The following is a 23,140-nucleotide window of genomic DNA, read 5'->3' as shown; positions in this document are numbered from 1 at the left end:
GCCCACCCACTACGCCACCCGGCGCCGTGTGGATTCAGCGATTTGAATCACCTCAAAAATTTGTGGGTTTCTGAATCCACCCGTTGGGGCGTCTGCGTATCCGGGGTGTCGGCAGCGCTGGTCCCACCCGATCAACGCCGCCGGCCCCACGACAACCGAACCCACCCCACCTCAAGGAAACACCACCATGTCACGCTCCACCTCTTCCGCTTTCACCGCATCCACCCCGCTGATCGCCGCCACCCCGTCACGCCGCTCCTTCATGGGCACTGGCGGCGCGCTCTCTGCCGTCGCCGTGGCCCTGCTCGCCGGCAAAGACGTCATGGCCGTCGGCATGAAGGGCGACATGTCCAAAGACGTGTCCATCCTCAATGTGGCGCTGGGCCTGGAGCACGAAGCCATCAACGCCTACCAGCTCGGCGCCGGCAGCGGCCTGCTGCAGAAGCCGGTGCTTGATGTGGCGGTGCAGTTCCAGGGCCACCACAAGACCCACCGCGACGCGCTCATCGCCACCATCCAGAAGCTCGGCGGCAAGCCGGTGGCCGAGATGAAGCTGGAGGAATACGCCAAGGCGCTCAACGCGGCTTCGCTGAAGAGCCAGGGCGACGTGCTCGACCTCGCGGCCCGCCTGGAGCTGGGCGCGACCAACGCCTACCTGAGCGTCATTCCCGCGCTGGGTGATCGCGAACTCGCCAAGGTGGCCGCCCGCCTGGCCGCCGACGAGACCATGCACTTCACGGTGCTGAACAACGCCCTCGGCCGTTCGTTGCCGCCGGGCGCGTTCTCGTTCGGCGCCTGATCCGCGTGTTTTTCGGGCCGGGGACGGTTGGCCGCCCCGGCTATTTCGCTGTCACACCCGTTCTTCTTTCAACCGCAACGAGGAGTTTTTCCATGTTCATCAAAACCACCCTGGCTGCCGCAGCAGCCCTTGCCCTCACAGCTTGCGCCTCCAAGATGAGCGCACCGGCCATGGCGTATTCGCAGGCCGGCCTGCCCGCCACCGTGCAGGTGCCCGCCGGTCACAAGGTCGCCCTGGAAACCGTGGGCGTGGGCCAGATCACGTACGAGTGCCGCGCCAGGAAAGACATGGCCGGCCAGTTCGAGTGGGTCTTTGTTGGCCCCGATGCCAAACTGATGAGCCGCAACGGCCAACAGGTCGGCAAGTACCACGGCCCGCCCGCCACCTGGGCCAGCATGGACGGCTCCCAACTCACCGCCACCCAGCTGGCGGTGGCGCCCGCTGCGGCCGGCAGCATCCCGCTGCAGCTGGTGAAGGCCAACCCGGCGATGGGCATGGGCGCCATGCAGGGCGTGACCTACATCCAGCGCGTGAAGACGCAGGGCGGCGTGGCTCCTGCCATGGCCTGCGATGCGGCCACCATGGGCAGCCAGCAGATCGTCAATTACCAGGCCGACTACATCTTCTGGAAGGCCGCGTGAGCCAGGTTCACACCGCGCGGTTGAAACCTTCCAGCAGGTTCACCGCGTTGGTGCCCACCGCGTCCACCGCGTAGCCGCCCTCGAAGGTGAACACCGTGGGCAGGCCGGCACTGGCCAGCGCCTCGCCCACGGCGAAGTAGTCGGCGCTTCGCAGCGTGAAGCCCGAGATCGGGTCGCCCTCGAAGGTGTCCAGCCCCATCGGCACCACCAGCGCGTCGGTCTTGAACGCCTTCACCGCCTCCAGCGCTTGGCCGAGCGCCGCGCGCCAGGTGGCGAAGTTCGTGCCGCGCGGCAGCGGCAGGTTGAGGTTGAAGCCCTCGCCCGCACCCGCACCGCGCTCGTCCGCATGGCCCAGGAAAAAGGGGTACTCGGTCACCGGGTCGCCGTGGATGGAGGCGGTGAACACGTCGGCCCGCTCGTAGAAGATGGTCTGCGTGCCGTTGCCGTGGTGGTAGTCCACGTCCAGCACCGCCACACGCTGCCTGCCGCCGTCGCGCAAAGCCTGCGCCGCAATCGCCGCGTTGTTCAGGAAACAGTAGCCACCCAGAAAGTCCGGCCCTGCGTGGTGGCCCGGCGGGCGGGTGAGCGCAAACACCGAGCGCGCACCGCCCAGCACCTCGCGCGCCGCCGCCAGCGCACAGGCCGCGCCACCGCGCGCCGCGGCCCAGGTGCCCGCCATCAGCGGTGAGCCCGAGTCAAAACAAAACAGGCCCAGCCGCGCCGCGAAGTTCTGCGGCAGCACGTCGGTGCGGAAGGCGTGTTGGTTCCCCAGCGGCCAGACCGAGGGCAGGGCATCGCGCAATCCGTTCGCCGGGTCCATGGCCACCCACTCATCCCAGGCGCCGGTCAGAAACTGCGTGTAGCACGCGTCGTGCACGCGGGCGATGGCAGCGTCCAGATCGACTTCAGCCACCTCGGGGGTTTCCAGCGCCCCCAGCGACCGGCGCTGCAGCTCCGTCAACACGAAGTCCAGCCGCGCCGGCACCTCGTGGCACGGCACCATCCGGCCGCGGAACATCTCTTCGCGTCCCTGGTGCAGGGCGTGGTGGGGGTTGTGAAAGGTTTTCATGCGGCGCAGTGTCGCATGGGGCTCGTCGTTGCCGGGCACCACTTCGCCGGGGCATGAACGGTACCGAACAGTTGTGCGCAGCGAAGCCCGCTACGATGCGATTTACGGCCCGCGCCTTGAACCGAGCCCCTGCACATGACAACGATCCAGCACCCTTCGCGCACCCGCACCCGGCAACTGATCGGTTTGGCTGGCTGGATGGCCCTGTGTTTTGCCACCGCCGCTGCGGGCGCGGTCGCGTCGGCCAATGCCAAATCGTTCTACAGCGGGCTGGTGCAACCGGCGTGGGCACCGCCCGGCTGGCTGTTCGGCCCGGTGTGGACAACCCTGTTCACCATGATGACCGTCGCCGCCTGGCTGGTCTGGCGCGCGCCGGCACAGCCAGCCGCACGGCGCGCGGCGCTCGGTCTTTTCGTCGTGCAACTCGCGGCCAACGCCTTGTGGAGCTGGCTCTTCTTCGCCTGGCAAAAGGGTGGCTGGGCGTTCGCAGAAGTGCTGGTGTTCTGGGTGCTGATCGCGCTCACCTGCGCCGCGTTCTGGCGCATCCGGCCGCTGGCCGGCGCCCTGTTGCTGCCTTATCTTGTCTGGGTAGCGTTTGCCTCGTACCTCAACTGGGTGCTGTGGCAGGCGAATCCGGCGATCCTGGGTTGAAACCCTGCTGCTGCTCTGTCTTCAGCGACCCCGATTCCTTTTCCAACTCCAAGGAGCACCCATGTCATCCGGAAAAATCCTCGTCGCCCAGGGCGGCGGCCCGACTGCCGTCATCAATCAGTCCCTCGTGGGCGTGGCGCTGGAGGCGCGGCGCTTCCAGAACGTGAAACTGGTCTACGGCGCGCGACACGGCGTGCGCGGCATCGTGGACGAAAACTTCGTGGACCTCACGCAGGAGACCAGCCACAACCTCGAAGCCGTGGCGCGCACGCCGGCTTCGGCGCTGGGCTCCACGCGCGACAAGCCCGACCTGAAGTACTGCCAGGAAATCTTCAAGGTTCTCAAGGCACACGAAATCGAGCACTTTTTCTACATCGGCGGCAACGACTCGTCGGACACGGTGCGCATCGTGAGCGAAGAGGCGCGCAAGGCCAACTACCCGCTGCGGTCCATCCACATCCCGAAGACGATCGACAACGACCTGGTGGGCAACGATCACACGCCCGGCTTCCCGTCGGCGGCGCGTTTCGTGGCGCAGGCTTTTGCCGGCGCCAACCTCGACAACGCTTCACTGCCCGGCGTGTATGTGGGCGTGGTGATGGGCCGGCACGCGGGCTTTCTCACCGCCGCATCGGCGCTGGGCAAGAAGTTTCCGGACGACGGCCCGCACCTGATCTACGTTCCCGAGCGCGTGTTCGAGATTCCGAAGTTCCTGGCCGACGTGAAGGCCATGTATCAGCGCCACGGCCGCTGCGTGATCGCGGTGAGTGAAGGTATTCACGACGCGTCGGGCCAGCCCATCATCACCCAGCTGGCGAAAGACATCGAGAAGGACGCGCACGGCAACGTGCAGCTCTCGGGCACCGGCGCGCTGGCCGATCTGCTGTGCGAGGAGATCAAGAACAAGCTGGGCATCAAGCGCGTGCGCGGCGACACCTTTGGCTACCTGCAGCGCAGCTTCATCGGTTGTGTTTCCGACGTGGACCAGCGCGAGGCGCGCGAGGTGGGCGAGAAGGCGGTGCAGTTCGCGATGTGGGGCAGCGTGGACGGTTCGGTGGCGATCAAGCGCACCGGCTTCTATTCGGCCGACTACGAGCTGCTGCCGCTGGACGCGGTGGCCGGCAAGACGCGCACGATGGAAGACGAGTTCATCACCGCCAGCGGCACCGACGTGACCGACGCTTTCCGCCTGTACCTGCGCCCGCTGCTGGGCTCCGACATGCCCGACGCCTACCGCCTGCGCAACAACCCGGTGGCCAAGGTGCTGCACAGGGGCTGAGCGGGGCAGGGGGTCGGGGTCCCGCTGTCGCGCCGATTGGGGATTGATCTCTTGTGATCCGCTGCGGGGGCTGATAGCCTGCAGCTTCGCCGTCGCACTTCCGGCGCTGCCGGTGCACGGTGCACGTCCTGCCCTCTGTGACCTTTGTCAGAAAGCGAGCGATCCGTGAACCCTGCCATCCTGCCCACCTTCCGTTTCCCCGAAGGCACCTGCATCGCCCAGGCTCAGCCCCACATGGGGGTGCCCGTGACGCTGAATTCCCCCGGTCGAGCGGTCATGACCGACCTCACCCATGTGCGCGCCGCCACCATCGCACCCGACATGGGGCTGAACGAGGCGCGTCAGACCATGATCCACCAGGGGGTGCGCCTGCTGTTCGTGGTCAGCGAGATCCCCTGGATGGACGGACTCATCACCTCGACGGATCTGGAGGGTGAACGCCCGATGCAGGTGATCAACCAGCGCGGTCTCCGCTACGAAGACCTGACGGTGGCCGACGTGATGTCGCCCCTGGGCCAGCTGGATGCGATCGACCTCGACGATCTCGCGCACACCACGGTCGGCAAAGTCGTGGCCACCCTCAAGCACGTGGGCAGACGCCACATGCTGGTGGTGCAGAAGGGGGACGACAGCCAGGGACCGCGGGTGCGCGGCGTCATTTCTCAAACGCAGATCGAGCGCCAGCTGGGCAAGCCCATCGATGTGATCGAACTCGCGGGCAACTTCGCCGAGATCCGGGTGTCGCTGGCGGCCTGAAGCGCGCTGGCAGACAGTTGCCGGCTCAGCCCAGCGCCTTGAACGGCTGCAGCGGCGAGAGCGGCGTGAAGCCGCCCGGGCGTTTTTCTTTCATGGCGGCGATGGACTCGCGCACATGCGCGTTGCTCCAGATCGCGCCCTGCAGCCAGCCCATCTGGCGCAGGCTGTCTTCCACGGAATGGTCGCGTGCGTAGTTCACGGCCTGCTTGGTGCCCCAGATAGCGATCGGCGGCTTGCTGGCAATCTCTTTCGCGCACAACAGCGCCGCGGCGAGCATGGCCTCGGCCGTGTCGAACACTTCGTTCACCAGCCCGTAGGCCAGCGCTTTGGCGGCGGGCAGGCGGCGGCCGGTGTAGGCCATCTCTTTCACCACGGCGAACGGGATCAGCTTGGGCAGGCGCTGCAGCGTGCCCACGTCGGCCACCATGCCGATGTTGATTTCCTGGATGCAGAAAAACGCGTCTGCCGTGGCGTAGCGGATGCAGGCGGCGGTGACCATGTCCACCGCGCCGCCGATGCAGCCGCCCTGGATGGCGCAGATCACCGGGAAACGCAGGTTCTCGATCTTCGTGAAAGTGGCCTGCATGTCGGTCAGCAGATCGAAGATGGCGGCGCGGCCTTCGGGGCTCTGGTCGTCCATGGTGATGACGCCACTGAAGGTTTCCAGCGCCATGCCGGCGCTGAAGTGTTTGCCGGTGCTGCTGATCACCAGCGCGCGCGCCGTGCCTTCGGTGTGGAGGGCGGTCAGCACCTCGTCCAGCTCGCGCCAGAAGGTGGGGTGCATGGTGTTCATCGCCTCGGGCCGGTTGAGCACCAGGTGGGCGACGTTATCCGTCAAGCTCAGGGAAAAGCAGGTCGGTGTGGTCATCGGAGGCCTTGTCTTTGTGGGGTTTGGAAGGAAGCGAAGCACTGTAGCCCGAGGCCTCTTCGCCTTCTGTCCCGGGCTTGACCAGCTTGCCCACGCGCACGCCCAGCAGGCGGATGCGCCGGCTCAGGTCCACACGCTTGAGACACTGGCCCGCCTGGCGGCGGATGGTGGCAGCGTCGTCGGTGAAGTGATCGATCGTCACGTCGCGCGTCACGCTCTGGAAATTGTCGTAGCGCAGCTTGATGCCGATGGTTTTGCCCGCATAACCCTTGCGTTGCAGGTCGTCGGCGACCTGCTCGCACAGCGTGGTGAACACCGTGCCCAGCTCGGCGCGGTCACGCACCGCGTGCAGGTCGCGCTCGAAGGTGGTCTCGCGGCTCATGCTCACCGGCTCGCTCTCGGTCACCACCGGGCGCTCATCGCGGCCCCAGCTCACTTCGTGCAGCCAGTGGCCGTAGCTCTTGCCGAAATGTTCGATCAGCCAGCCGGGCTCGCGCGCCGCCAGTTCGCCGATGGTGTGGATGCCATACCCCTGCAGCTTCTCATCGGCCTTGGGGCCGACACCGTTGACCTTGCGGCAGGGCAGCGGCCAGATCTTCGCCTCCAGATCGTCGGGCCAGACGATGCTGATGCCGTTGGGCTTGTTGAATTCGCTCGCCATCTTGGCGATCAGCTTGTTGGGCGCCACGCCGATGGAGCAGGTGATGCCGGTGGCCTGGAAGATGCTCTTCTGGATCAATCGCGCCAGCACGCGCCCGCCCTCGCGCTGGCCGCCGGGCACGTGGGTGAAGTCGATGTAGACCTCGTCCACGCCACGGTCCTCCATCACCGGCGCGATCTCCAGGATGGTGCTCTTGAACAGGCGCGAGATGCGGCGCACTTCGTCAAAGTCCACGGGCAGCAGGATGGCTTGCGGGCAGAGCCTGGCCGCCTTCATGAGCCCCATGGCCGAGCCGACACCGAACTGGCGCGCGGGGTAGGTGGCGGTGGTGATGACGCCGCGCCCGGTGTAGCTCGCCAGGCGGGGGAAAAAGTCAACCGGGATGCGGCTGAGGTCGCCATCGGACCAGTCGCGTTCCGGGTAGGCCTCGCGCAGTCGGGCCAGCACGTCGTCCTCGCGCCGCCGCCCGCCGCCGATCACCACCGGCAGGCCCTTGAGCTGCGGGTAACGCAGCAGCTCCACCGACGCAAAAAAAGCGTCCATGTCCAGGTGCGCGATGCGCCGGGGCAGGGGGGCGTTTGGGTTGGCAGCAGCAGTCACGGCGCCAAGCATAGCGCTGTGGATGCGCGGTGCGGCGGGCTAAGATGGTCCATCTGCGCAGCGCCGTCGCGCTGCCGTTTTTCTGGGAGCGCCAACATGAACGCACTGTCCCGCCTGATCGCCGCCCTGCTCGTGGGCGCGGGCATCGCCGTCGCCGGTTTTTCGGTGAGCCAGGGTCTGGAGCGCTTCCGCATGTCGGACCGCTCGGTCACCATCAAGGGCCTGGCCGAGAAAGATGTGGAGAGCGACTTCGCCATCTGGACGCTGAGCTTCCGCCGCGCTGGCAACGAGTTCGGCACCGTGCAGCAGGCGCTGGCCGCCGACCGCGAAAAGGTGCTGGCCTTTTTGAAGGAGCGCGGATTCACCGACACCGAACTCGAAGCCCGGCCGCTCCAGGTGCAGGACCTGATGGCGCGCGACTACGCGCAGGGCAACGTGCCTTTCCGCTTCAACGGCAGTGGCCAGGTGCTGGTGAAGACGAGCCGCGTGGCCGATGTGGCCAGCGCCGCGCTGGCGGTGGACCCGCTGATCCAGGGTGGCATCCAGCTTGGCGGTGACGGCGAAGGCGCCAGCGGCCCGCGCTACCAGCTGCGCGGCTTCAACGACATCAAGGCGCCGCTGCTCGCCGAAGCCACACGCAACGCGCGCGAGCAGGCCGACAAGTTCGCGGCCGAAGCGGGGGCCAGCCTCGGCCCGTTGAAAAACGCCAACCAGGGCGCGATCCGCATCACCGGCACCGACGGCAACGACTTCGATGACGGCAGCTCGCGCAGCAAGCGGCTGCGCGTGGTGAGCACGTTCGAGTATGAGTTGAGGTAGAGCACCCCCCGCAGCGCTTCAAGCGTCGGGTCGCGCTTCGGACGCCTCTGCTGCGGGCGTGTCGCCTTCCGTGTCCCCGGGAATGCCTGACCAGCTTTCCCAGCCCGGGCCAAAGGTTTCGATGGGGTGCTGCGTGCGCTCCGAGCCGTTGCCGCAGAGCAGGTCGTCGGCGGCGCAATAGCGGTCACAACCCCAGCAGTTGCGCTCGGGGTGGGGTGGGTTGACCGGGAAGCGTTTGGCCATGACCGAAGGCGGTTGGCGCACCCGGAACCTCAGATCGACTTCTGCACCAGCCAGCCCTTGAACAGCCAGGGCAGGCTGGGGCTGGCGCCGGCGGGTACGCCGCCTTTGCTCTCGGCGCTGACGGCCAGCTCGGTCACACCTTGCAGATCGGTCTCTTTCACCGGCATCTGCAGCGTCTTGTATTTGCTTTCGATCACACCCAGCGAGCGCGGCGCGGCATCGCCCGCGATGGCCCAGACCTGCATGCTGTCTTCGCGGCCTTCTTTCACATCGTTGAGCCGCTGCAGCAGCAGCGCGCCGTCTTTGGGGTTGTAGGTGGCGAGCATGGCGGGTTTCTGCTGGTTGTCCTGCAACAAGGCCACCTGGCGGATCTGTGGCACCTCAACCAGCCGGGCCTGGGCGTGCTGGATCTGCGCCTGCAGCTGCGTCATCAAGCTGCTGTGGGCAGCCCAGCCGATCAGCAGCACGAGCAGCAAAAAAATGGCCAGTGCGCGCCACCAAGGGCTGACGCGGCGGTCGGAAATTTCGGTGGAGTTGATGGATGTCATGGCGGTAGCGGTTTTCTTTTTCCCATTCAGGTGAAGTGGGATTACCATCGGCCCCTTTTCGGGAGTTTCAGGCACGGCGCATTCTCCCACGCACCCCCACGTCAGACGACTTCGCTGCGATGTCCATCAACGAATCCGACCAAACCATCACCGACTGGCCCGACAGCGGGTCAGAGGTGCCCACGCTGCCCGTTGGCCGCCTGGTGTATGCCAGTGTGTGTCTGGTGCAGGAGGCGGTGCTGGACGAGATGCGCCGCATCCGCGACCACGCCTTGGCACACAACGGGCCGGAGGGCATTCGTGTGGCGCTGCTGTACATGAGCGGCTGGTTCGTCGAATGGATGGAGGGGCCCGAGGGCGCGATCCAGGCGCTGTTGCAACGCGTGGCGCAGGATCCTCGGCACCAGGGGATCAAGGTGATTCACCGCAGCGTGGGACGGCCCCGGCTGTTCCGCCCCTGGATCGGCTCCATCGTGCAGACGCCCGAACGGCCCGATGCCTTTGGCCTGCGTGTGTTCGAGCAGTTGGACCGGTTCGAGGCTGGCCAGGTGGTGGACCCGGCCAGCGTGTGGCTGGCGCTTTGCTCGCCGGCCGTGGCCGCCATGCCGACACCCTTGGGCCAGTACCCCCGGATCATGCTGCTCTCGGCGCGAGGCGCCCGGACGTTCGACCTGATCACCTGGCTGGCGAGCGTGCAGCGGCAGCCCCTGGTGCGGCGCCGCTTCGCTGGCGCTGCCGACGATGCCCCCGATGTGGAGAGCGACTACCTCGACCTGCCGGCACACGGTCGGCAGGGCCTGCGGCTGATCGCGAATGCCCGCAAGGGGCTGGCCATGGGCATGACACACGCGTTCCTGCCCGATTACACGGCCGTGGTGGTGCTGCTCGACCAGGATCCGTCCGCCAACCAGCGCATCGTTGATCGGGTGCTCGCGGCCTGCCGCCAGGTGCACCATTTGCCGACCATCGTGGGGCTGGGAACGCAAGCCGAACTGACCACCGATTTGATGGAACAGGTCGAGCGCCAGGGACTGGCCTGGCTCGCAGCCCGCACCCGCACGGGCAAGCCCGATCTGGGGGACTACTGGGTGGCCTTGCTGCCAGCGCTGAACGCGCTGGAGTGATTGACCCACCCCCGCCGCGCTTTGCGCGACCCCCTCAAGGGGCTTTGCTCCTGGCCCGGCGGAGCCGGTTCCACCGCGTTCTGGGTTGGGCACCTCGCTCCGGCTAAACCCTCAAGCGGCCTTGGGGTAGGTGCCGGGCAGCAGGATGCTCTGGTCCACGTTCTGGATGTTGGTGTGGCCGCAGAAGGCCATCGTGATGTCGAGTTCCTTGTGGATGATCTCCAGCGCTTTCAACACGCCTTCTTCACCCATGGCACCCAGGCCGTAGACCATGGCGCGGCCGATCATGGTGCCGCGTGCGCCCAGCGCCCAGGCCTTGAGCACGTCCTGCCCGCTGCGGATGCCGCCGTCCATCCAGACCTCGATCTGATCACCCACCGCGGCCACGATGGCGGGCAGCGCTTCGATGCTGCTCGGTGCACCGTCGAGCTGGCGCCCGCCGTGGTTGCTCACCACGATGGCATCGGCCCCGCTGGCGACGGCCAGCTTCGCATCTTCCACGTCCATGATGCCTTTGAGGATCAGCTTGCCGCCCCATTGCTGCTTCACCCAGGCCACGTCTTGCCAGTTCAGCGTCGGGTCGAACTGCTCGTTGGTCCAGGACGCGAGTGAACTCATGTCGCTCACACCCTTCACGTGGCCCACCAGGTTGCGGAAGGTGTGGCGGCGCGTGCCCATCATGCCCAGCACCCAGCGCGGCTTGGTCGCGATGTTGAGCACGTTGCCCAGCGACGGGATCACCGACGCGCGCATCTTGTTCTTCAAATCCTTGTGGCGCTGGCCGATCACCTGCAGGTCGAGCGTGAGCACCAGCGCGCTGCATTGGGCCACCTTGCAGCGTTCGATCATGCGGGCCATGGCCTCGCGGTCGCGCATCATGTAGAGCTGGAACCAGAACGGCGCGGTGGTGTGCTCGGCCACGTCTTCGATCGAGCAGATGCTCATGGTCGACAGCGTGAACGGGATGCCGAACCTTTCGCAGGCCTTGGCCGCCTTGATTTCGCCGTCGGCACTCTGCATGCCCGTCAGCCCCACGGGCGCGATGCACACCGGCATCTTCACGGCCTGGCCCACCATCGTCGTGGCGGTCGTGCGGTTCTCCATGTTCACCGCCACGCGCTGGCGCAGCTTGATCTTCTGGAAATCGTCGCTGTTGGCGCGGTAGGTGCTCTCGGTCCAGGAGCCGGAATCGGCGTAGTCGTAGAACATGCGCGGCACGCGTTTTTTGGCCAGCACGCGCAGGTCTTCGATGGTGGTGATCACGGTCATGGGTTTGTCTCCGGGGTGTCGTTGGGTGAGCTGCACGCGATGTTAGCGAGGCGGGCCGGAAATGGCTTGTGAAAGCGGGACAGTGGGGGTTGAAATTTCTGATGCCCCAACCGGGGGATGTCGCCGCGCCGAAGCGCCTTGGAGGCGTCAGGCGCCCGGCGTATCATGATCTGGCTGGGAGCCCACGCACCGGAGGAACACCATGACGCACCGTTTTTCGAAGCACGCTGTTCAAGTCCTTCAACCCCTGGCGGCGGCTGCCGCGCTGGCGCTGGCGCCGATGGTGGCGCAGGCTCAGACGGCGCCCACGCAATTGTGGGTTGATCTGTCCACGTCCACCATGCCCGGCATGCCCGACATGTTGCAGGGCGGTGTTGGCGGCATGATCGGCGGGCTCTTCGGTGGCGGTCGTGGCGGTGGCGGGTCGCAGACCTACGGCCACGCCAGCGGCCGTTTCATCCAGCAGGGCAGCGGACCCAGCCTGACCGGCGCCTTCCCACCCAACCGCGTGATCGACCTCGCGCTCTACAACCCGCGCCAACCCGGCGTTGAGGCGGCGCTCGCGATCCCGCCAACCATGGGCATGGGCGAGCAGCTGCCGCTGGTGCCGCCCAGCCCGGGTTTCAAGGAGCCGGGTGACAGCGCTCCCGGCGAGGTGCCCGAGGTCAAGGGCCGCCTGCTGGTGTACTGGGGTTGCGGCGACAAGGTGCGCCCCGGCCAGCCCAAGGTGATCAACCTCGCCAGCAACCCGGCGCAGTGGGCGCCGGTGCTGGCCGGGCGGCACGCGCCCGAGCGTGCCGCCAAGGTGGGCGCGCAGCACGCGCTCTACCCCAACGAGAAGAACACCGTGAACCCGAAGGCCGACACCTCGCTCGTGGGTGAACATCAGGTGCGCGGCGAAGGCGTGCCCGAGTCCATGCGCTTCCAGCTGGCCGAGCGGCAGGACCTCATGTCCGCCATCCGCCTGCAGAGCCAGGGGCAACTCACGGAGAGCATCCAGCTGAGCTGGCTGACCGTGCCGCGCGCCCACGCCTACCACCTGCACGCCATGGGCGCGGTGGGGCAGGACATGGTGCTCTGGTCCAGCGCAGACAACGGCGACGCCGGGCTCGGCCTGTTCGACTACCTCACCGAAAGCACCAGCGCCAAGTGGGTGAAAGACAAGGTGCTGCTGTCGCCGGGCACCACCGAGTGCGCCGTGCCGCAGGGCATCTTTGCGAGCCCGGGGGGCGAGGCGGGCGGCGCCATGTTGCGCATGATCGCCTACGGCCCCGAGAGCACCCTGAGCCACCCGGCGCGCCCGGCCACCGCGCCCAAGTCCTGGCAGCCGGAGTGGACGGTGCGTGTGCGCACCAAGAGCCAGACCATGGCGATGCTGGGCATGGATATGGGGGGCATGGCCGGCGGCAGCGAGAGCAGCAGCGACAGCGCTCCCGCCGAGGAGCAGGCAGAAAAGCCCTCGGGTCTGCCCGGCGCGGCCGGCAGCATCCTGCGCGGCATCTTCGGCCGCTGAACCGGCGGCGCGCTTCAGCTGGCGGCGGGCAGGGCCTGCGCCCGCTCGGCGTCCGACAGCGGTTCCAGCCAGCCCAGCTGCTGTTCCAGCACCGCCACGGTGGCTTCCGACGCATCGGCGCCGCGCGCCTGCCGCTCGGTGATGCGCGCGCGCAGCACGTCCACCGGCGCCTCGCAGGCGAGGATGTGAAACGGCACGCCCGCGCCCTGCGCCAGCGCCGCGAAATCGGCGCGCTCGGCCGCGCGCAGAAAAGCCGCATCCACCAGCACCGTCCAGCCGTCGGCGAGCAGCATGCGCGCTCGCGACAGCAGCGAGGCGTAGGTGTCGACGTGGGCCTGCGGGCTGTAGAGCCCGGCGTTCAGACCCGAGCCGCTGGCCGCCAGCGCACTCATGCCGTGCAGGCGCTTGCGCTCCACGTCGGAGCGCAGGCGGATCGCGCGTCCGCTGGTCTCGGCGGCGAGCCAGCGGCTGGAGGCCCAGGTCTTGCCGCTGCCAGAGAGGCCGTGGGTGATGAGCAGTTGCGGTGCGGGTGGGTGGGCGATGTCGCGCGCCAGCGCGAGGTAGCGCCGGGCTTCGGCCAGACACGCGTCGGCTTCGGGCGAGGCGCCTGCGCCACCCAGCTGCCCCAGTCGTATCGCCGCCACCTTGGCGCGCACCCCGGCGCGGTAGCTGGCGAAGAAGGTCCACACGGTGTGCGAAGACACATCGCCGCTCGCATCGAGCCAGGCGCTCAGCAGCACGTTGGCCAGGCCGGGGCGGCCGTGGGCCAGCAGGTCCATCCAGACAAAGGCCATGTCGTTGGCCACGTCGATCCAGCGCAAGCCGTCGTTGAACTCGATGGCGTCGAAGGGCAAGACCTCGTCCTCGATCAGCACCAGGTTGGCCAGGTGCAGATCGCCATGCCCCTCGCGCACGCGGCCCTTCTGCCGGCGCCGGGACAGCAGCGGTTCGATGGCGTTGAAGCGCTGCTCGGTCCAGTCGCTCAGCTCGCGCACCAGGGCGGCGTCGGCGGGGTCGGTCAGGGCCGTGCGCAGGGTGCTGAAGTTGTCGCGCGGCCAGCGCATGGCCGCGGTCGGGTGGCCCCAGGGGTCACCGTTGCCGGCCACCGCGGCCCGGGCCTGAAACGCCGCCATGCGCCGCGCCAGCCCGCTCATGTGTTCGGGCGTCAGCGCGCCGCGCTCGCACAGGTGGTCCAGCCGGGCCGCCTCGTCGAAGCGGCGCATCTGCACCGCGAACTCGATCGCCTGCCCGGCGTCGGCCTTGCCGGGCTCGCCCCAGCGCGGCGCCGCGGGCGTGCCCACGATGGGCAACACGCCCAGGTAGAGCTGCGTCGCGGGGCGGTCGAGATTCTGGAAGCGCCGGTTCACCCGGATCTCGGTCTCGCTGGCCTGGCGGCGCAGGGCCAGGGTGCTGAAATCCATGAAGGGAAAACGCACCGGCTTCTTGATCTTGTAGGCGAAATCCCCCGCCAGCAACACCCAGGCGCCGTGCGTTTCCATCAGCTCCACGCGCTCCACCGGCTGCGGCTGCACGGCGGCGTACCGCGCCGGCTCCAGCAGGGCGGTGATCAAGGGCGGCAGCGCATCGTTCATGCGAGCCACTGTAAGCCAGCTCCCCCTGACGCTGCCTGACACCCTTCTTTCCTGGCTGCTTCAGAGGTGAAAATGATTTCCCAGCGACCCCCATAACGACGCCCGGAGACAGCAACCATGAACCTCGCCCACCTGCTCGAACGCGTGGCGCTTCAAGAACCTGCGCGCCCCGCCATCTTCAGCGGCGCCCGGTGCGTGGCTACCCACGGCCAGTGGGAAGATCACGCCACGCGAGTGGGCGCTCACCTTCTATCTGCCGGTCTGGCGCCCGGCGACCGCGTTGTGCTCTTCATGCGCAACCACCCGCGCTACCTGGAGCTGATGTTCGGCGCCTGGTGGGCCGGGCTGGTGGTGGTGCCGGTCAACGCCAAGCTGCACCTGAAAGAAGTGCAGTGGATCGTGGAGAACTCGGCCGCGCGCTGGGCCTTCGTGACCAGCGACGTGGCGCCCGACCCTGCGGCGCTCACCGGGCTGGACGGCGTGATGGACGCCGAATCCGCCGCCTGCACCGCGTGGCTGGAAGAGGGCGAAGCCCTGCCCGCCATCGAAGAACGCGCCGCCGAAGACACCGCCTGGCTGTTCTACACCAGCGGCACCACCGGCCGCCCCAAGGGCGTGATGCTCACGCACCGTAACCTGCTCACCATGGGGCTGACCTACTTCAACGACGTGGACGCCATCGCGGCCGGCGACGCCATCGCCTACGCCGCGCCCATGTCGCACGGCGCCGGCCTCTACGCCATCCCGCACCTCATGGCCGGCGCGCGCCACGTGGTGCCCGCCTCGGGCGGCTTCGACGCGGCCGAGCTGTTCGCGCTCGGCCGCCAGCTCGGGCCGCTCTCGCTGTTCGCTGCGCCGACCATCGTCAAACGCATCGTCGACGAGGCCGAGGCGCAGGGCTTCACGCCCCAGAAGTGCGGTGAAAGCTTCAAGACCATCGTCTACGGCGGCGCGCCCATGTACGCGGCACACATCCAGCGCGCCCTGCGCGTCATGGGCCCGCGCTTCGTGCAGATCTACGGCCAGGGCGAAAGCCCCATGGTCGGCACCGCCCTCAGCCGCGCGCACCTGGCCGACACGGCGCACCCGCGCTACGCCGAGCGCATCGCTTCCGTGGGCGTGGCGCAGACGCCCGTGCGCATCCGAGTGGCCGGGCCAGACGGCGAGCCGCTGCCGCCGGGCGAAGTGGGCGAAGTGCTGATCCAGGGCGACAGCGTCATGGCCGGCTACTGGCGCAACCCCGAAGCCACCGCCGCTGCCGTGCGCGACGGCTGGCTCTGGACCGGCGACATGGGCGCGCTCGATATCGACGGCTTCCTCACCCTCAAGGACCGCAGCAAGGACCTCATCATCAGCGGCGGCAGCAATATCTACCCGCGCGAGGTGGAGGAGGTGCTGCTCACCGCGCCCGGCGTGGCCGAAGTGGCCGTGGTCGGCGCCCCCGACCCCGAGTGGGGCGAAATCGTGGTGGCCTTCGTGGTGCCGCAGCCGGGGGCGGCGCTGAGTTCAAAAGCGCTCGACGCCTTCTGCCTGGAACAGATCGCCCGCTTCAAGCGGCCCAAACGCTATGAGATCGTGGACGCGCTGCCGAAGAACAGCTACGGGAAGGTGTTGAAGACGGTGTTGCGGGAGCGGCTGTAGATCGGCAAGCGAGCGCGGGTCCATTGATGAAGCTCAATCGTGCTGGCTTCTTGCGGCATATAAGGAGGGCGGTGCGTGCGCCACGCGCCGGGCCGGTGCCACCGACCCGCTTGCCTTGATTGAAAGACATCAGGCTTTTCAAACAGGAGGATCAATCATGCAGACCAACGCACTCCCTCACTACGACATGTCGGTCAACACAACCGGCTGCTGCTTCAAGTTCAACCCCGACGGTTGGGATGCGCAGGAGCTCCACTTTCGTGACAAACCGTTCGTGCGTGCCAAGACGCACAGCCTGATGCACGTGCCCATTGACATGGGCAGGGTTTTCTCGCGCGTGCAGAAACACATGGAAGACGCCGGCGCCATTGACGGGTCGGACACCATCGTGCTCTCGCGCGACACATCATCTTTCGCCGGAGAGCATTTGTTCGCGGTGCCAAAGGCGGTACCGGAAGAAGAGATGACCACGCTCTCGGGCGACTTCGTCACCAAGGTCTTTGAAGGCCCCTACCAAGAGGCCCGCCACTGGCACGAGGCCATGGCAGAGCTGGCTCGCGCCCGCGGCAGCGAGCCGAAATCGATCTGGTTTTTCTACACCACCTGCCCGAAATGCGCGAAGGCCTATGGGAAGAACTACGTGGTGGGTGTTGCCGAGGTCTGACGGATCGGCTTGCGGGGGGCGGGGCAAAAGGCAAGACCCCGTTGTTCGCCAGGCGCTCGACGCCTTCTGCCTCGTGATCCGTTCCCATCAAGCCGCCTGCGCGCCCAGGTCCTGGATCTGCTTCACCCAGCGCTGCACCTGCTCGGGCTTGGCCTCGCTGGCCGGCCCGAGGTGCGTCAGCCGGGTGGGCTTGAGGCCGACGAACTCCAGGATCTGCCCGCGCAGCTGCCAGATCAGGGCGTTCCTGTAGGCCAGCCGCATGAACCAGCCCGGCGTGTCGGAGGTGATCACCACGCGCGCACTGCGGCCCGTCAGCATCGGCAGCGGCAGGCCGAGCAGGCTCTTCTTGCGGGTGTCGAAGGCCCGGCCGGGCAGCAGTGCCCGGTCAAACAGGCCTTTGAGCTTGGCGGGCAGCCCGCCCCACCACATGGGCGTGGACATCATGAAGTGCTCGCTCCACGACAGGTCTTGCAGCAGTTGCTCCAGCGCGGGCTCCAGCGCCTTGGGTTGCTGGTAGTCGACCCAGCCGAAGTCGGCGTCGAACGCCAGGTCGTGCAGGTGGGTGAGTCGAACCTCGTGCCCGGCCTGGCGCGCGGCGTTGGCATAGGCCTCCACCAGGGTGCGGGACAGCGAACGTTCGGCCGGGTGGCCGTTGAGAATGAAGATGCGTTTCACGGGCGTGCTCCTATAAAATTGACCGGAGTCAAATTTATAGATCAAAAAATGACCAAGGTCAATATAAATTGACTGAGGTCACTTTATGGCCGCCCATGCCCCATGAAAAAAGCCGTCCAGCAGCGAACCCTTGAAACCCGCTCCCGACTGACCTCGGTGGCGGACCAACTCGTCGCCGAAAAAGGCTTCGAGGCCCTGCGCATCGAAGAAACCGTACAAGCCGCGGGCGTGGCCAAGGGCACGTTCTTTGCCCATTTCAAGGACAAGGACGAGCTGATGGACCTGCTCATCGGCCAGCGCATCGAGACCCTGCTCGACCGCATGGCGGCCGAACCGGCGCCGCGCGACGCGGACCAGCTGGCCCAGCGCCTGATGCCGCTGGTGGAGCTGATGTCGTCCGAGCGCTATGTGTTCGACCTCATCATGCGGCGCTCGGGCGCCATGGCGGTGGAAGAGATCGGCCCCATTGCCCTCAGCTTCGGCCGGCTCGGCGAGCTCGTGGGTCAGTGGCTGGTGCAGGGCGCGTTCCGCAAAGACGTGCCGATCGAGATCCTGGTCGAGGGCGTCGAGGCCTTTCTGATGCAGACCCTGGCGCTGAACTTCTGCGCCCTGCACAAGGACAAGACCATGAAGGCTCGGCTGCAGCCTTACTTGCGGGCTTGGTTGGCGCCTGTGGAGGGGTGAGCTGGCTGTGGACGAGGTTTGACGGATCGCTTTGCAGGACACGGGGCAATAGGGAAGACCTGACCTCGTTGCTTCCTTCGACTGACTAACTAGTCCACGGTATGTTCGTTCTCGCCCGTGACTGCAAAAGCATAGCGATCTATTTTTTCATAAGAATCTAGCGAATTTTTAATTAACTCTCGCTCCACCTCAGGTTGGTTTCCCTGAAGTTCATTAAATTTTCGAAGTGAGTTTTCATATTCATTGAAGTATTTATGCAATCTACGATTGGGTTGTCGCCACCACTTTAAATTACGGCGGAGTGCGATTATCATTTTGTCGCCCATCGGCTTCTCTGGTACAACTGCTCTCTCACCGGTCAAACTGTTCTCTACAACGTGCCCATAAACTGTCGATCGAGCATCATCCAGAAGGATGTCAGGCGAACGGAATGTCCACTGTTCATTCAGCCATTTGCAATAATCTAACAACTTTTCTGCTTCACGTTTTTTCCAAGAGAAAATCTTCTCAACCAAAAATATAAATATGGCAGCCGCTGCGCCTATTAAAGCCGAAAACCATTGAGAGTCCAAAAAGCCATGTCGACTCATTCCGTCAGCGATCAAAGCCAGACTGGTGTTGATGCCATGCATCGAGTCTGCAATTGAAGGTATCGGCTCCATGTTGTACATATCTCCAATTTTTGGGTTGTGGGGGAGTTGGGGTCAGGTCTTGTCTTTTGCCTCGCGGAAGCGATAGAGATGTGGGGACTCTTTCATTTTCGCGCCAGAGTCATCGTCATAAACCGACTGAACGGATCCTCCCGGTAATCCGAAAACGGCCCGCATTCCACAAATCCGAACCGTCGGTACATGCCAATAGCCGGTTCAAACGCCGGCGTGCTGCCGGTTTCCAGGCTCACCCGCACATAGCCGCGCTGGTGCGCGAGGTTGAGCAGTTCGGTCAGGATGGCTTGGGCGACGCCCTGGCGCAGGTGGCGGGCGCTGGTGCGCATGGACTTGAGTTCGCCGTGTCCGCCGCCGAACGCGGTGGTGGGCGCCAGTTCCTTGATGGCGCCCATGGCGAGCAGTTCACCTTTGTCGGCGCCGGGTGGATCAGAAGGCGCGCGGCGCCAGGCGGTCAGGAACGTGATCTCCGGCCGGCGCAGGCCGTCGAGGTCCAGCGCAAACACGCACTCGGGCGGCGACTCGGCGCGCATGCCGGCGAGGTGCTCTTCCAGCAGGGCGATCACCTGCGGGTGCGTGAGTTCGCGGTCGATGCGGACGTGGAACGGGCGCGGCTGGGCGTCGTTCATGGGCGCCCCTCCCTGGGCGGCGTTGTTGTGGGCTGATGCCTCGGCGGCCATTGTGTACGGTTTGTTACCAGAGAGGCAAGCAACACGAACGGGCGGGCGACGGTGCGTGTCAAGTTGTCTGTGCAGGGGGCCGATAAACACCGAACACCTATCGAGGATTCAGCATGGACATGGACGTTTCTCCCGCTTTGCTCATGGACCGCGTGCTTCAGACGCGCCAGGGGCAGATCGCGCAGGAAGCGCAAATCCTCGTCATGAAAAAAGCCATGGACATGCAGGAGTCGGCGTCCGCGGCGCTGCTGAACGCGGTGGCGGGCGATCTGCCGCTGGCGAGCGGTGGAGCGGTGGGGACGCAGGTCAATGCGCTGGCTTGAGGCCGCCTCGGTACTCGCTCAGAGCTGGTGCCTGATGCACTGCGGTCCTAAGATGCGGCGCATCTGCAACGCACCAAGCCCATCTCATGAAAGCTGCCACCTTGCCTTCGCTGCGCGTCGATCCCCAATTGCGTGATGCCGCGCAAAGCGTGCTGCAGGAGGGCGAGACCTTGTAGGGTTTCATTGAGGCCTCGGTTCGGGAAACCATCAAGCGACGACGCACCCGCGCCGAGTTCGTGGTGCGTGGGCTGGCGTCGCGCGATAAGGCGCTGGCCACGGGGGCTTACTTTGCTGCGGATGAGGTGCATGCCGAGCTGAGTCGGATGCTGACTCAGGCTCGTGCACATGTGCAGAAGAGGGTGCCGGGGTGAGTTTCGCGGTCTGGTAGCGCCGCCGTTACGGTCGCCTCAACATGCGTGCCGCCAGCACGCTGGCCAGCAGCATGAGTGCGCTGCCGGTGAGGGCGGTGAACTGCAGCGCGTCGGTGAAGGCGGCGCGGGCCATGAGGGTCAGCGTCTGCGCCGCTTCGGCGGGCAGGCGTTCGGCCACCGAGAGGGCGCCGCCCAGGGTGGCGAGCGCTTCCGGGGGCAGGCTGTTGCCGCCGGCCTGCGCGAGTTGCTGGCGGTAGATGAGGGTGCCCGCGCTGCCGAACAGCGCAATGCCCAAAGCGCCACAGAATTCCGAGCTGGTTTCGGCGATGGCCGAGGCGGCGCCCGCGCGTTCGGGCGGCGCGGAGGTGATGATCTGTTCGGTGCCGATGGCGAACACGGGCGCCATGCCCAGGCTGACCACGACCATGCCGGCCACCAGCACCCACAGCGCCCAGGGGCCGTCTGAACTGCACCCCAAAGGTTGGACATCAATCCAATCGATGGGGTGTTTTTCATGACGAAACACAGTGAGAGCTTCAAGCTCGAAGTTGTTCAAAGGTATCTGGCCGGGCCGCTGGGCCATAAGGCTTTGGCCAAGCAGTACGGGATAGGCCGAAACAGCATCGCGAACTGGGTGGACCGCTATATGGCCCATGGTCTGAAAGGATTGCACAGAAAGCCAGGGGGCTACTACAGCGCAGAGTTCAAGTTGAACGTACTGCGCCAGGCCAAGCTTCGGGAGTTGTCGAACACGCAAGCGGCCACGCTCTTTGATGTGCGTGGCGGTGGAGGCATCGTGGGTTTGTGGCGGCGCCAGTACGATGAGGGCGGCCTGCAAGCGCTCCACCCCAAACCCCGAGGCCGCCCTCCCATGAAGCCCCCCAAGCCCAAATCCGCGCCAGCCGCCCCCGCGCAGACGGACGACAAGCGCTCGCTGCAAGAGTTGCACGAGGAGAACGAGCAACTACGTACGGAGGTGGCCTACCTAAAAAAGTTGGAGGCCTTGGTTCGAGCCAATCGGCAAGCTGCGCTGAAAAAGCGCAAGCCGTCCTCGAACTGAGGCCACAGTTCCTGCTGCGTCGACTACTGCAGTCCGCAGGCCTGTCGCGAAGCACGTTCTACTACCAAGCCAAGGTGCTGCAGGCTGGCGACCGATACGCCGGATTGAAGGACAGCATTCAAGCTGTGTACGAACGCCACAAGGGGCGTTATGGCTACCGGCGCATCACGGCCGAGCTCGGCCGCAGCGGCCAAATAGTGAATCACAAGACGGTGCAGCGTCTGATGCAGAGCCTGGGCCTGAAGTCGCTAGTGCGACCCAAGAGATATCGCTCCTATCGGGGCGAGATGGCCTCGACGCCCAACCTACTCAATCGTCGGTTCGAGGCCGAGCGTCCGAACGAGAAATGGGTGACCGATGTGACCGAGTTCAATGTGCGCGGCGAGAAGCTGTACCTGTCGCCCGTGATGGACCTGTTCAACGGAGAAATCGTGGCTTATGAAATGAACGAGCGTCCGCTCTTCCCGCTGGTGGGAAACATGCTCAAGAAGGCTCTGTCGCGGCTCACTGCGCAGGAGGCTCCGATGATGCACTCAGACCAAGGCTGGCAGTACCAGATGGAGGCCTATCGACAGCGGCTGCTCGAGCGAGGCCTGACGCAAAGCATGTCCCGCAGGGGTAACTGCCTGGACAACGCAGCGATGGAGAGCTTCTTCGGCACGCTGAAATCGGAGTTCTTCCGTCTCAACAAATTCGACAACGTCCAGCAGTTACGACAGGGACTGTGCCGCTACATCCACTACTACAACCACCAGCGTATTAAGCTCAAACTAAAAGGCCTGAGCCCGGTGGAGTACCGAACTCAGGCCTTGGGTGCCTAGCTTCCAACCGTCCAACTTCTTGGGGTCAGTTCAGTCGGCCCCCACCATCATCAGCATGCCGACCGCCGCCGCCGCGAGGCACCACACCATCACCGGCCCGGGCCCGAAGCGCCGCGCCAGCCAGGGCGCCAGCACCAGGGAGCCGAACACGAATCCGCCCGCCCACGGCACCGTGGCCCAGCCGGCCTGCAGCGGCGAGAGCGCCAGCACCATCTGCAGGTGCTGGGCAATGAAGATGTAGATGCCGAACATGGCCAGGCACGACAGCCCGTAGGCCATGATGGCGGTGCGGAAGCTGGGGATGGCGAACAGGCGCAGTTCGAGCAGCGGGTAGTCGATGCGCTTCTGGCGCCGCACGAACGCCACGCCGAGGGCCAGCCCGGCGAGCAGCAAGGCCAGCCGCCCCCAGCTCGGCCCGTGTTCGGCCATGGCCTTGACGGCGTAGATCAGGCTGAGCACGGCGCCCAGCGAGAGCAGCACGCTCGGCCCGTCGATGCGGCCGGCGTTCTCGTCGCGGTACTCGGGCAGCAGGCGCGGCCCGAGTACCAGCAGCAGGGCCATCACCGGCACGGCGGGCAGGAACACCGAGCCCCACCAGAAGTGCTCCAGCAGCCAGCCGCCGACCAGCGGGCCGATGGCGCTGCCGACCGAGAACGCGGTGATCCACACGCCGATGGCGAACTGGCGCTGCGTCTCGTCGTGGAACATGTTGCGGATCAGCGAGAGCGTGGACGGCGCGAGCGTGGCGCCGGCGATGCCCAGCAGCGCGCGCAGCACGATCAGCTCGTTGGGGGTGCGCGCGAACGCGGCCAGCACCGAGGCCACGGCGAAGAAGGCCGCGCCGATCAGCAGCAGGCGGCGGCGCCCGATGCGGTCGCCCAGCGTGCCCATGGTGATCAGGAAGCCGGCGACGAAGAAGCCGTAGATGTCGATGATCCAGAGCAGCTGCGAGGCGCTGGGCACCAGCGCCCGGCTGAGCGCGGGCACGGCCAGGTTGAGCACCGTGAGGTCCAGGGCGTAGACCAGGCAGGGCAGGGCGATCACGGCCAGCCCGAACCATTCGCGGCGGGCGGCCCGGGCGGGCGGGATGTCCGGCAAGGTGGACGGGGCAGGATTCATGGTAT

Annotated in this window: 25 protein-coding genes and 1 pseudogene; 14 read left to right on the top strand and 12 right to left on the bottom strand. The window is 66.2% G+C overall.

Features of this window, described 5'->3' with window-relative positions:
• Positions 1-187 precede the first annotated feature (187 nt).
• Together AC23D4_RS10770 and AC23D4_RS10765 are read left to right on the top strand one after the other, a co-directional pair.
• Positions 188-799 (top strand): ferritin-like domain-containing protein, encoded by a 612-nt coding sequence (locus AC23D4_RS10770; protein ID WP_472887552.1) that lies wholly within the window; start codon positions 188-190, stop codon positions 797-799.
• A gap of 92 nt (positions 800-891) precedes the next feature.
• Positions 892-1,440, top strand: a complete 549-nt coding sequence (locus tag AC23D4_RS10765; RefSeq protein ID WP_472887551.1) for a DUF3455 domain-containing protein — start codon at positions 892-894, stop codon at positions 1,438-1,440.
• Between the two features lie 7 nt (positions 1,441-1,447).
• Here the strand turns inward: AC23D4_RS10765 and AC23D4_RS10760 are convergent, their stop codons facing one another.
• Entirely contained in the window at positions 1,448-2,509 is a 1,062-nt protein-coding gene (locus tag AC23D4_RS10760; protein WP_472887550.1) for a histone deacetylase family protein, read from the bottom strand.
• Between the two features lie 135 nt (positions 2,510-2,644).
• Here AC23D4_RS10760 and AC23D4_RS10755 point away from each other — a divergent pair, with 135 nt between their 5' ends.
• The 3 genes from AC23D4_RS10755 (at position 2,645) to AC23D4_RS10745 (ending at position 5,195) form a co-directional block, all read left to right on the top strand.
• Positions 2,645-3,160, top strand: coding sequence for a TspO/MBR family protein (locus tag AC23D4_RS10755; protein ID WP_472887549.1), 516 nt, complete (start codon positions 2,645-2,647; stop codon positions 3,158-3,160).
• Between the two features lie 61 nt (positions 3,161-3,221).
• Complete coding sequence (locus AC23D4_RS10750; protein WP_472887548.1) at positions 3,222-4,439, top strand: 6-phosphofructokinase; 1,218 nt, start codon at positions 3,222-3,224, stop codon at positions 4,437-4,439.
• Positions 4,440-4,604: 165 nt separating this feature from the next.
• Positions 4,605-5,195 (top strand): CBS domain-containing protein, encoded by a 591-nt coding sequence (locus AC23D4_RS10745; protein WP_305361921.1) that lies wholly within the window; start codon positions 4,605-4,607, stop codon positions 5,193-5,195.
• 25 nt (positions 5,196-5,220) lie between these two features.
• Here AC23D4_RS10745 and AC23D4_RS10740 read toward each other — a convergent pair whose 3' ends face one another.
• Both AC23D4_RS10740 and AC23D4_RS10735 read right to left on the bottom strand, forming a co-directional pair.
• Positions 5,221-6,063, bottom strand: coding sequence for an enoyl-CoA hydratase-related protein (locus AC23D4_RS10740; RefSeq protein ID WP_472887547.1), 843 nt, complete (start codon positions 6,061-6,063; stop codon positions 5,221-5,223).
• Entirely contained in the window at positions 6,023-7,336 is a 1,314-nt protein-coding gene (locus AC23D4_RS10735; RefSeq protein ID WP_487623731.1) for a Y-family DNA polymerase, read from the bottom strand. Before AC23D4_RS10735 ends, AC23D4_RS10740 begins: the two co-directional genes overlap by 41 nt.
• 84 nt (positions 7,337-7,420) lie before the next feature.
• On the opposite strand from AC23D4_RS10735, the gene AC23D4_RS10730 reads away from it, so the two are divergent.
• Positions 7,421-8,143, top strand: coding sequence for an SIMPL domain-containing protein (locus tag AC23D4_RS10730; protein ID WP_472887546.1), 723 nt, complete (start codon positions 7,421-7,423; stop codon positions 8,141-8,143).
• 18 nt (positions 8,144-8,161) lie between these two features.
• On the opposite strand, the gene AC23D4_RS10725 is transcribed toward AC23D4_RS10730, so the two are convergent.
• Together AC23D4_RS10725 and AC23D4_RS10720 are read right to left on the bottom strand one after the other, a co-directional pair.
• Entirely contained in the window at positions 8,162-8,386 is a 225-nt protein-coding gene (locus tag AC23D4_RS10725; protein ID WP_472887545.1) for a DUF3079 domain-containing protein, read from the bottom strand.
• A 29-nt stretch (positions 8,387-8,415) separates the two neighbouring features.
• A complete protein-coding gene (locus tag AC23D4_RS10720) occupies positions 8,416-8,934 on the bottom strand; it encodes an anti-sigma factor domain-containing protein (protein WP_472887544.1) in 519 nt (172 codons plus the stop codon).
• A gap of 119 nt (positions 8,935-9,053) precedes the next feature.
• Here AC23D4_RS10720 and AC23D4_RS10715 point away from each other — a divergent pair, with 119 nt between their 5' ends.
• Complete coding sequence (locus AC23D4_RS10715) at positions 9,054-10,058, top strand: BLUF domain-containing protein (protein ID WP_472887543.1); 1,005 nt, start codon at positions 9,054-9,056, stop codon at positions 10,056-10,058.
• Between the two features lie 111 nt (positions 10,059-10,169).
• Here the strand turns inward: AC23D4_RS10715 and AC23D4_RS10710 are convergent, their stop codons facing one another.
• The gene (locus AC23D4_RS10710) at positions 10,170-11,327 is read right to left on the bottom strand and encodes an alpha-hydroxy acid oxidase (protein ID WP_472887542.1); all 1,158 of its coding nucleotides are present in this window, start codon (positions 11,325-11,327) and stop codon (positions 10,170-10,172) included.
• 202 nt (positions 11,328-11,529) lie between these two features.
• On the opposite strand from AC23D4_RS10710, the gene AC23D4_RS10705 reads away from it, so the two are divergent.
• On the top strand, positions 11,530-12,840 hold the full coding sequence (locus tag AC23D4_RS10705; protein ID WP_472887541.1) for a hypothetical protein: 1,311 nt from the start codon (positions 11,530-11,532) through the stop codon (positions 12,838-12,840).
• Positions 12,841-12,854: 14 nt separating this feature from the next.
• On the opposite strand, the gene AC23D4_RS10700 is transcribed toward AC23D4_RS10705, so the two are convergent.
• Complete coding sequence (locus AC23D4_RS10700; RefSeq protein ID WP_472887540.1) at positions 12,855-14,432, bottom strand: bifunctional aminoglycoside phosphotransferase/ATP-binding protein; 1,578 nt, start codon at positions 14,430-14,432, stop codon at positions 12,855-12,857.
• 117 nt (positions 14,433-14,549) lie between these two features.
• On the opposite strand from AC23D4_RS10700, the gene AC23D4_RS10695 reads away from it, so the two are divergent.
• Positions 14,550-16,073, top strand: a complete 1,524-nt coding sequence (locus AC23D4_RS10695; RefSeq protein WP_472887539.1) for an AMP-binding protein — start codon at positions 14,550-14,552, stop codon at positions 16,071-16,073.
• Between the two features lie 157 nt (positions 16,074-16,230).
• Positions 16,231-16,737 (top strand): hydrolase, encoded by a 507-nt coding sequence (locus AC23D4_RS10690; protein WP_472887538.1) that lies wholly within the window; start codon positions 16,231-16,233, stop codon positions 16,735-16,737.
• An 87-nt stretch (positions 16,738-16,824) separates the two neighbouring features.
• Here AC23D4_RS10690 and AC23D4_RS10685 read toward each other — a convergent pair whose 3' ends face one another.
• Positions 16,825-17,412: an NAD(P)H-dependent oxidoreductase gene (locus AC23D4_RS10685; RefSeq protein ID WP_472887537.1), complete on the bottom strand. Its 588-nt coding sequence runs from the start codon at positions 17,410-17,412 to the stop codon at positions 16,825-16,827.
• Between the two features lie 102 nt (positions 17,413-17,514).
• Between AC23D4_RS10685 and AC23D4_RS10680 the strand changes: the two genes are divergently transcribed.
• Complete coding sequence (locus AC23D4_RS10680; RefSeq protein WP_472887536.1) at positions 17,515-18,096, top strand: TetR/AcrR family transcriptional regulator; 582 nt, start codon at positions 17,515-17,517, stop codon at positions 18,094-18,096.
• An 89-nt stretch (positions 18,097-18,185) separates the two neighbouring features.
• Here the strand turns inward: AC23D4_RS10680 and AC23D4_RS10675 are convergent, their stop codons facing one another.
• Both AC23D4_RS10675 and AC23D4_RS10670 read right to left on the bottom strand, forming a co-directional pair.
• A complete protein-coding gene (locus tag AC23D4_RS10675; protein WP_487623730.1) occupies positions 18,186-18,758 on the bottom strand; it encodes a hypothetical protein in 573 nt (190 codons plus the stop codon).
• A gap of 92 nt (positions 18,759-18,850) precedes the next feature.
• The gene (locus AC23D4_RS10670; protein ID WP_472887534.1) at positions 18,851-19,390 is read right to left on the bottom strand and encodes a GNAT family N-acetyltransferase; all 540 of its coding nucleotides are present in this window, start codon (positions 19,388-19,390) and stop codon (positions 18,851-18,853) included.
• Positions 19,391-19,554: 164 nt separating this feature from the next.
• Between AC23D4_RS10670 and AC23D4_RS10665 the strand changes: the two genes are divergently transcribed.
• Entirely contained in the window at positions 19,555-19,764 is a 210-nt protein-coding gene (locus AC23D4_RS10665; protein WP_472887533.1) for a YjfB family protein, read from the top strand.
• 86 nt (positions 19,765-19,850) lie between these two features.
• Positions 19,851-19,940 carry a YlcI/YnfO family protein gene (locus tag AC23D4_RS10660; RefSeq protein WP_472887532.1) on the top strand — a complete coding sequence of 30 codons (90 nt, stop codon included), beginning with the start codon at positions 19,851-19,853 and terminating at the stop codon, positions 19,938-19,940.
• Positions 19,941-20,160: 220 nt separating this feature from the next.
• Here the strand turns inward: AC23D4_RS10660 and AC23D4_RS10655 are convergent, their stop codons facing one another.
• Positions 20,161-20,613, bottom strand: a complete 453-nt coding sequence (locus tag AC23D4_RS10655; RefSeq protein WP_472887531.1) for an MFS transporter — start codon at positions 20,611-20,613, stop codon at positions 20,161-20,163.
• 36 nt (positions 20,614-20,649) lie between these two features.
• Between AC23D4_RS10655 and AC23D4_RS10650 the strand changes: the two genes are divergently transcribed.
• Positions 20,650-22,016, top strand: a protein-coding gene (locus AC23D4_RS10650) for an IS3 family transposase (RefSeq protein WP_472887530.1) whose coding sequence is annotated in 2 segments (ribosomal slippage) — positions 20,650-21,139 and positions 21,139-22,016 — 1,368 coding nt in all. Because the reading frame shifts where the segments join, the coding sequence is not laid out codon by codon here.
• Between the two features lie 45 nt (positions 22,017-22,061).
• Here AC23D4_RS10650 and AC23D4_RS10645 read toward each other — a convergent pair.
• Positions 22,062-23,135, bottom strand: a pseudogene (locus AC23D4_RS10645) (MFS transporter); the annotation flags it as partial.
• Positions 23,136-23,140: the final 5 nt, after the last annotated feature.

It is taken from the genome of Hydrogenophaga sp. L76 (assembly GCF_057654755.1).
The sequence above is the reverse complement of the archived record's forward strand: the minus strand, read 5'-3'. Positions and strand labels throughout refer to the sequence as shown.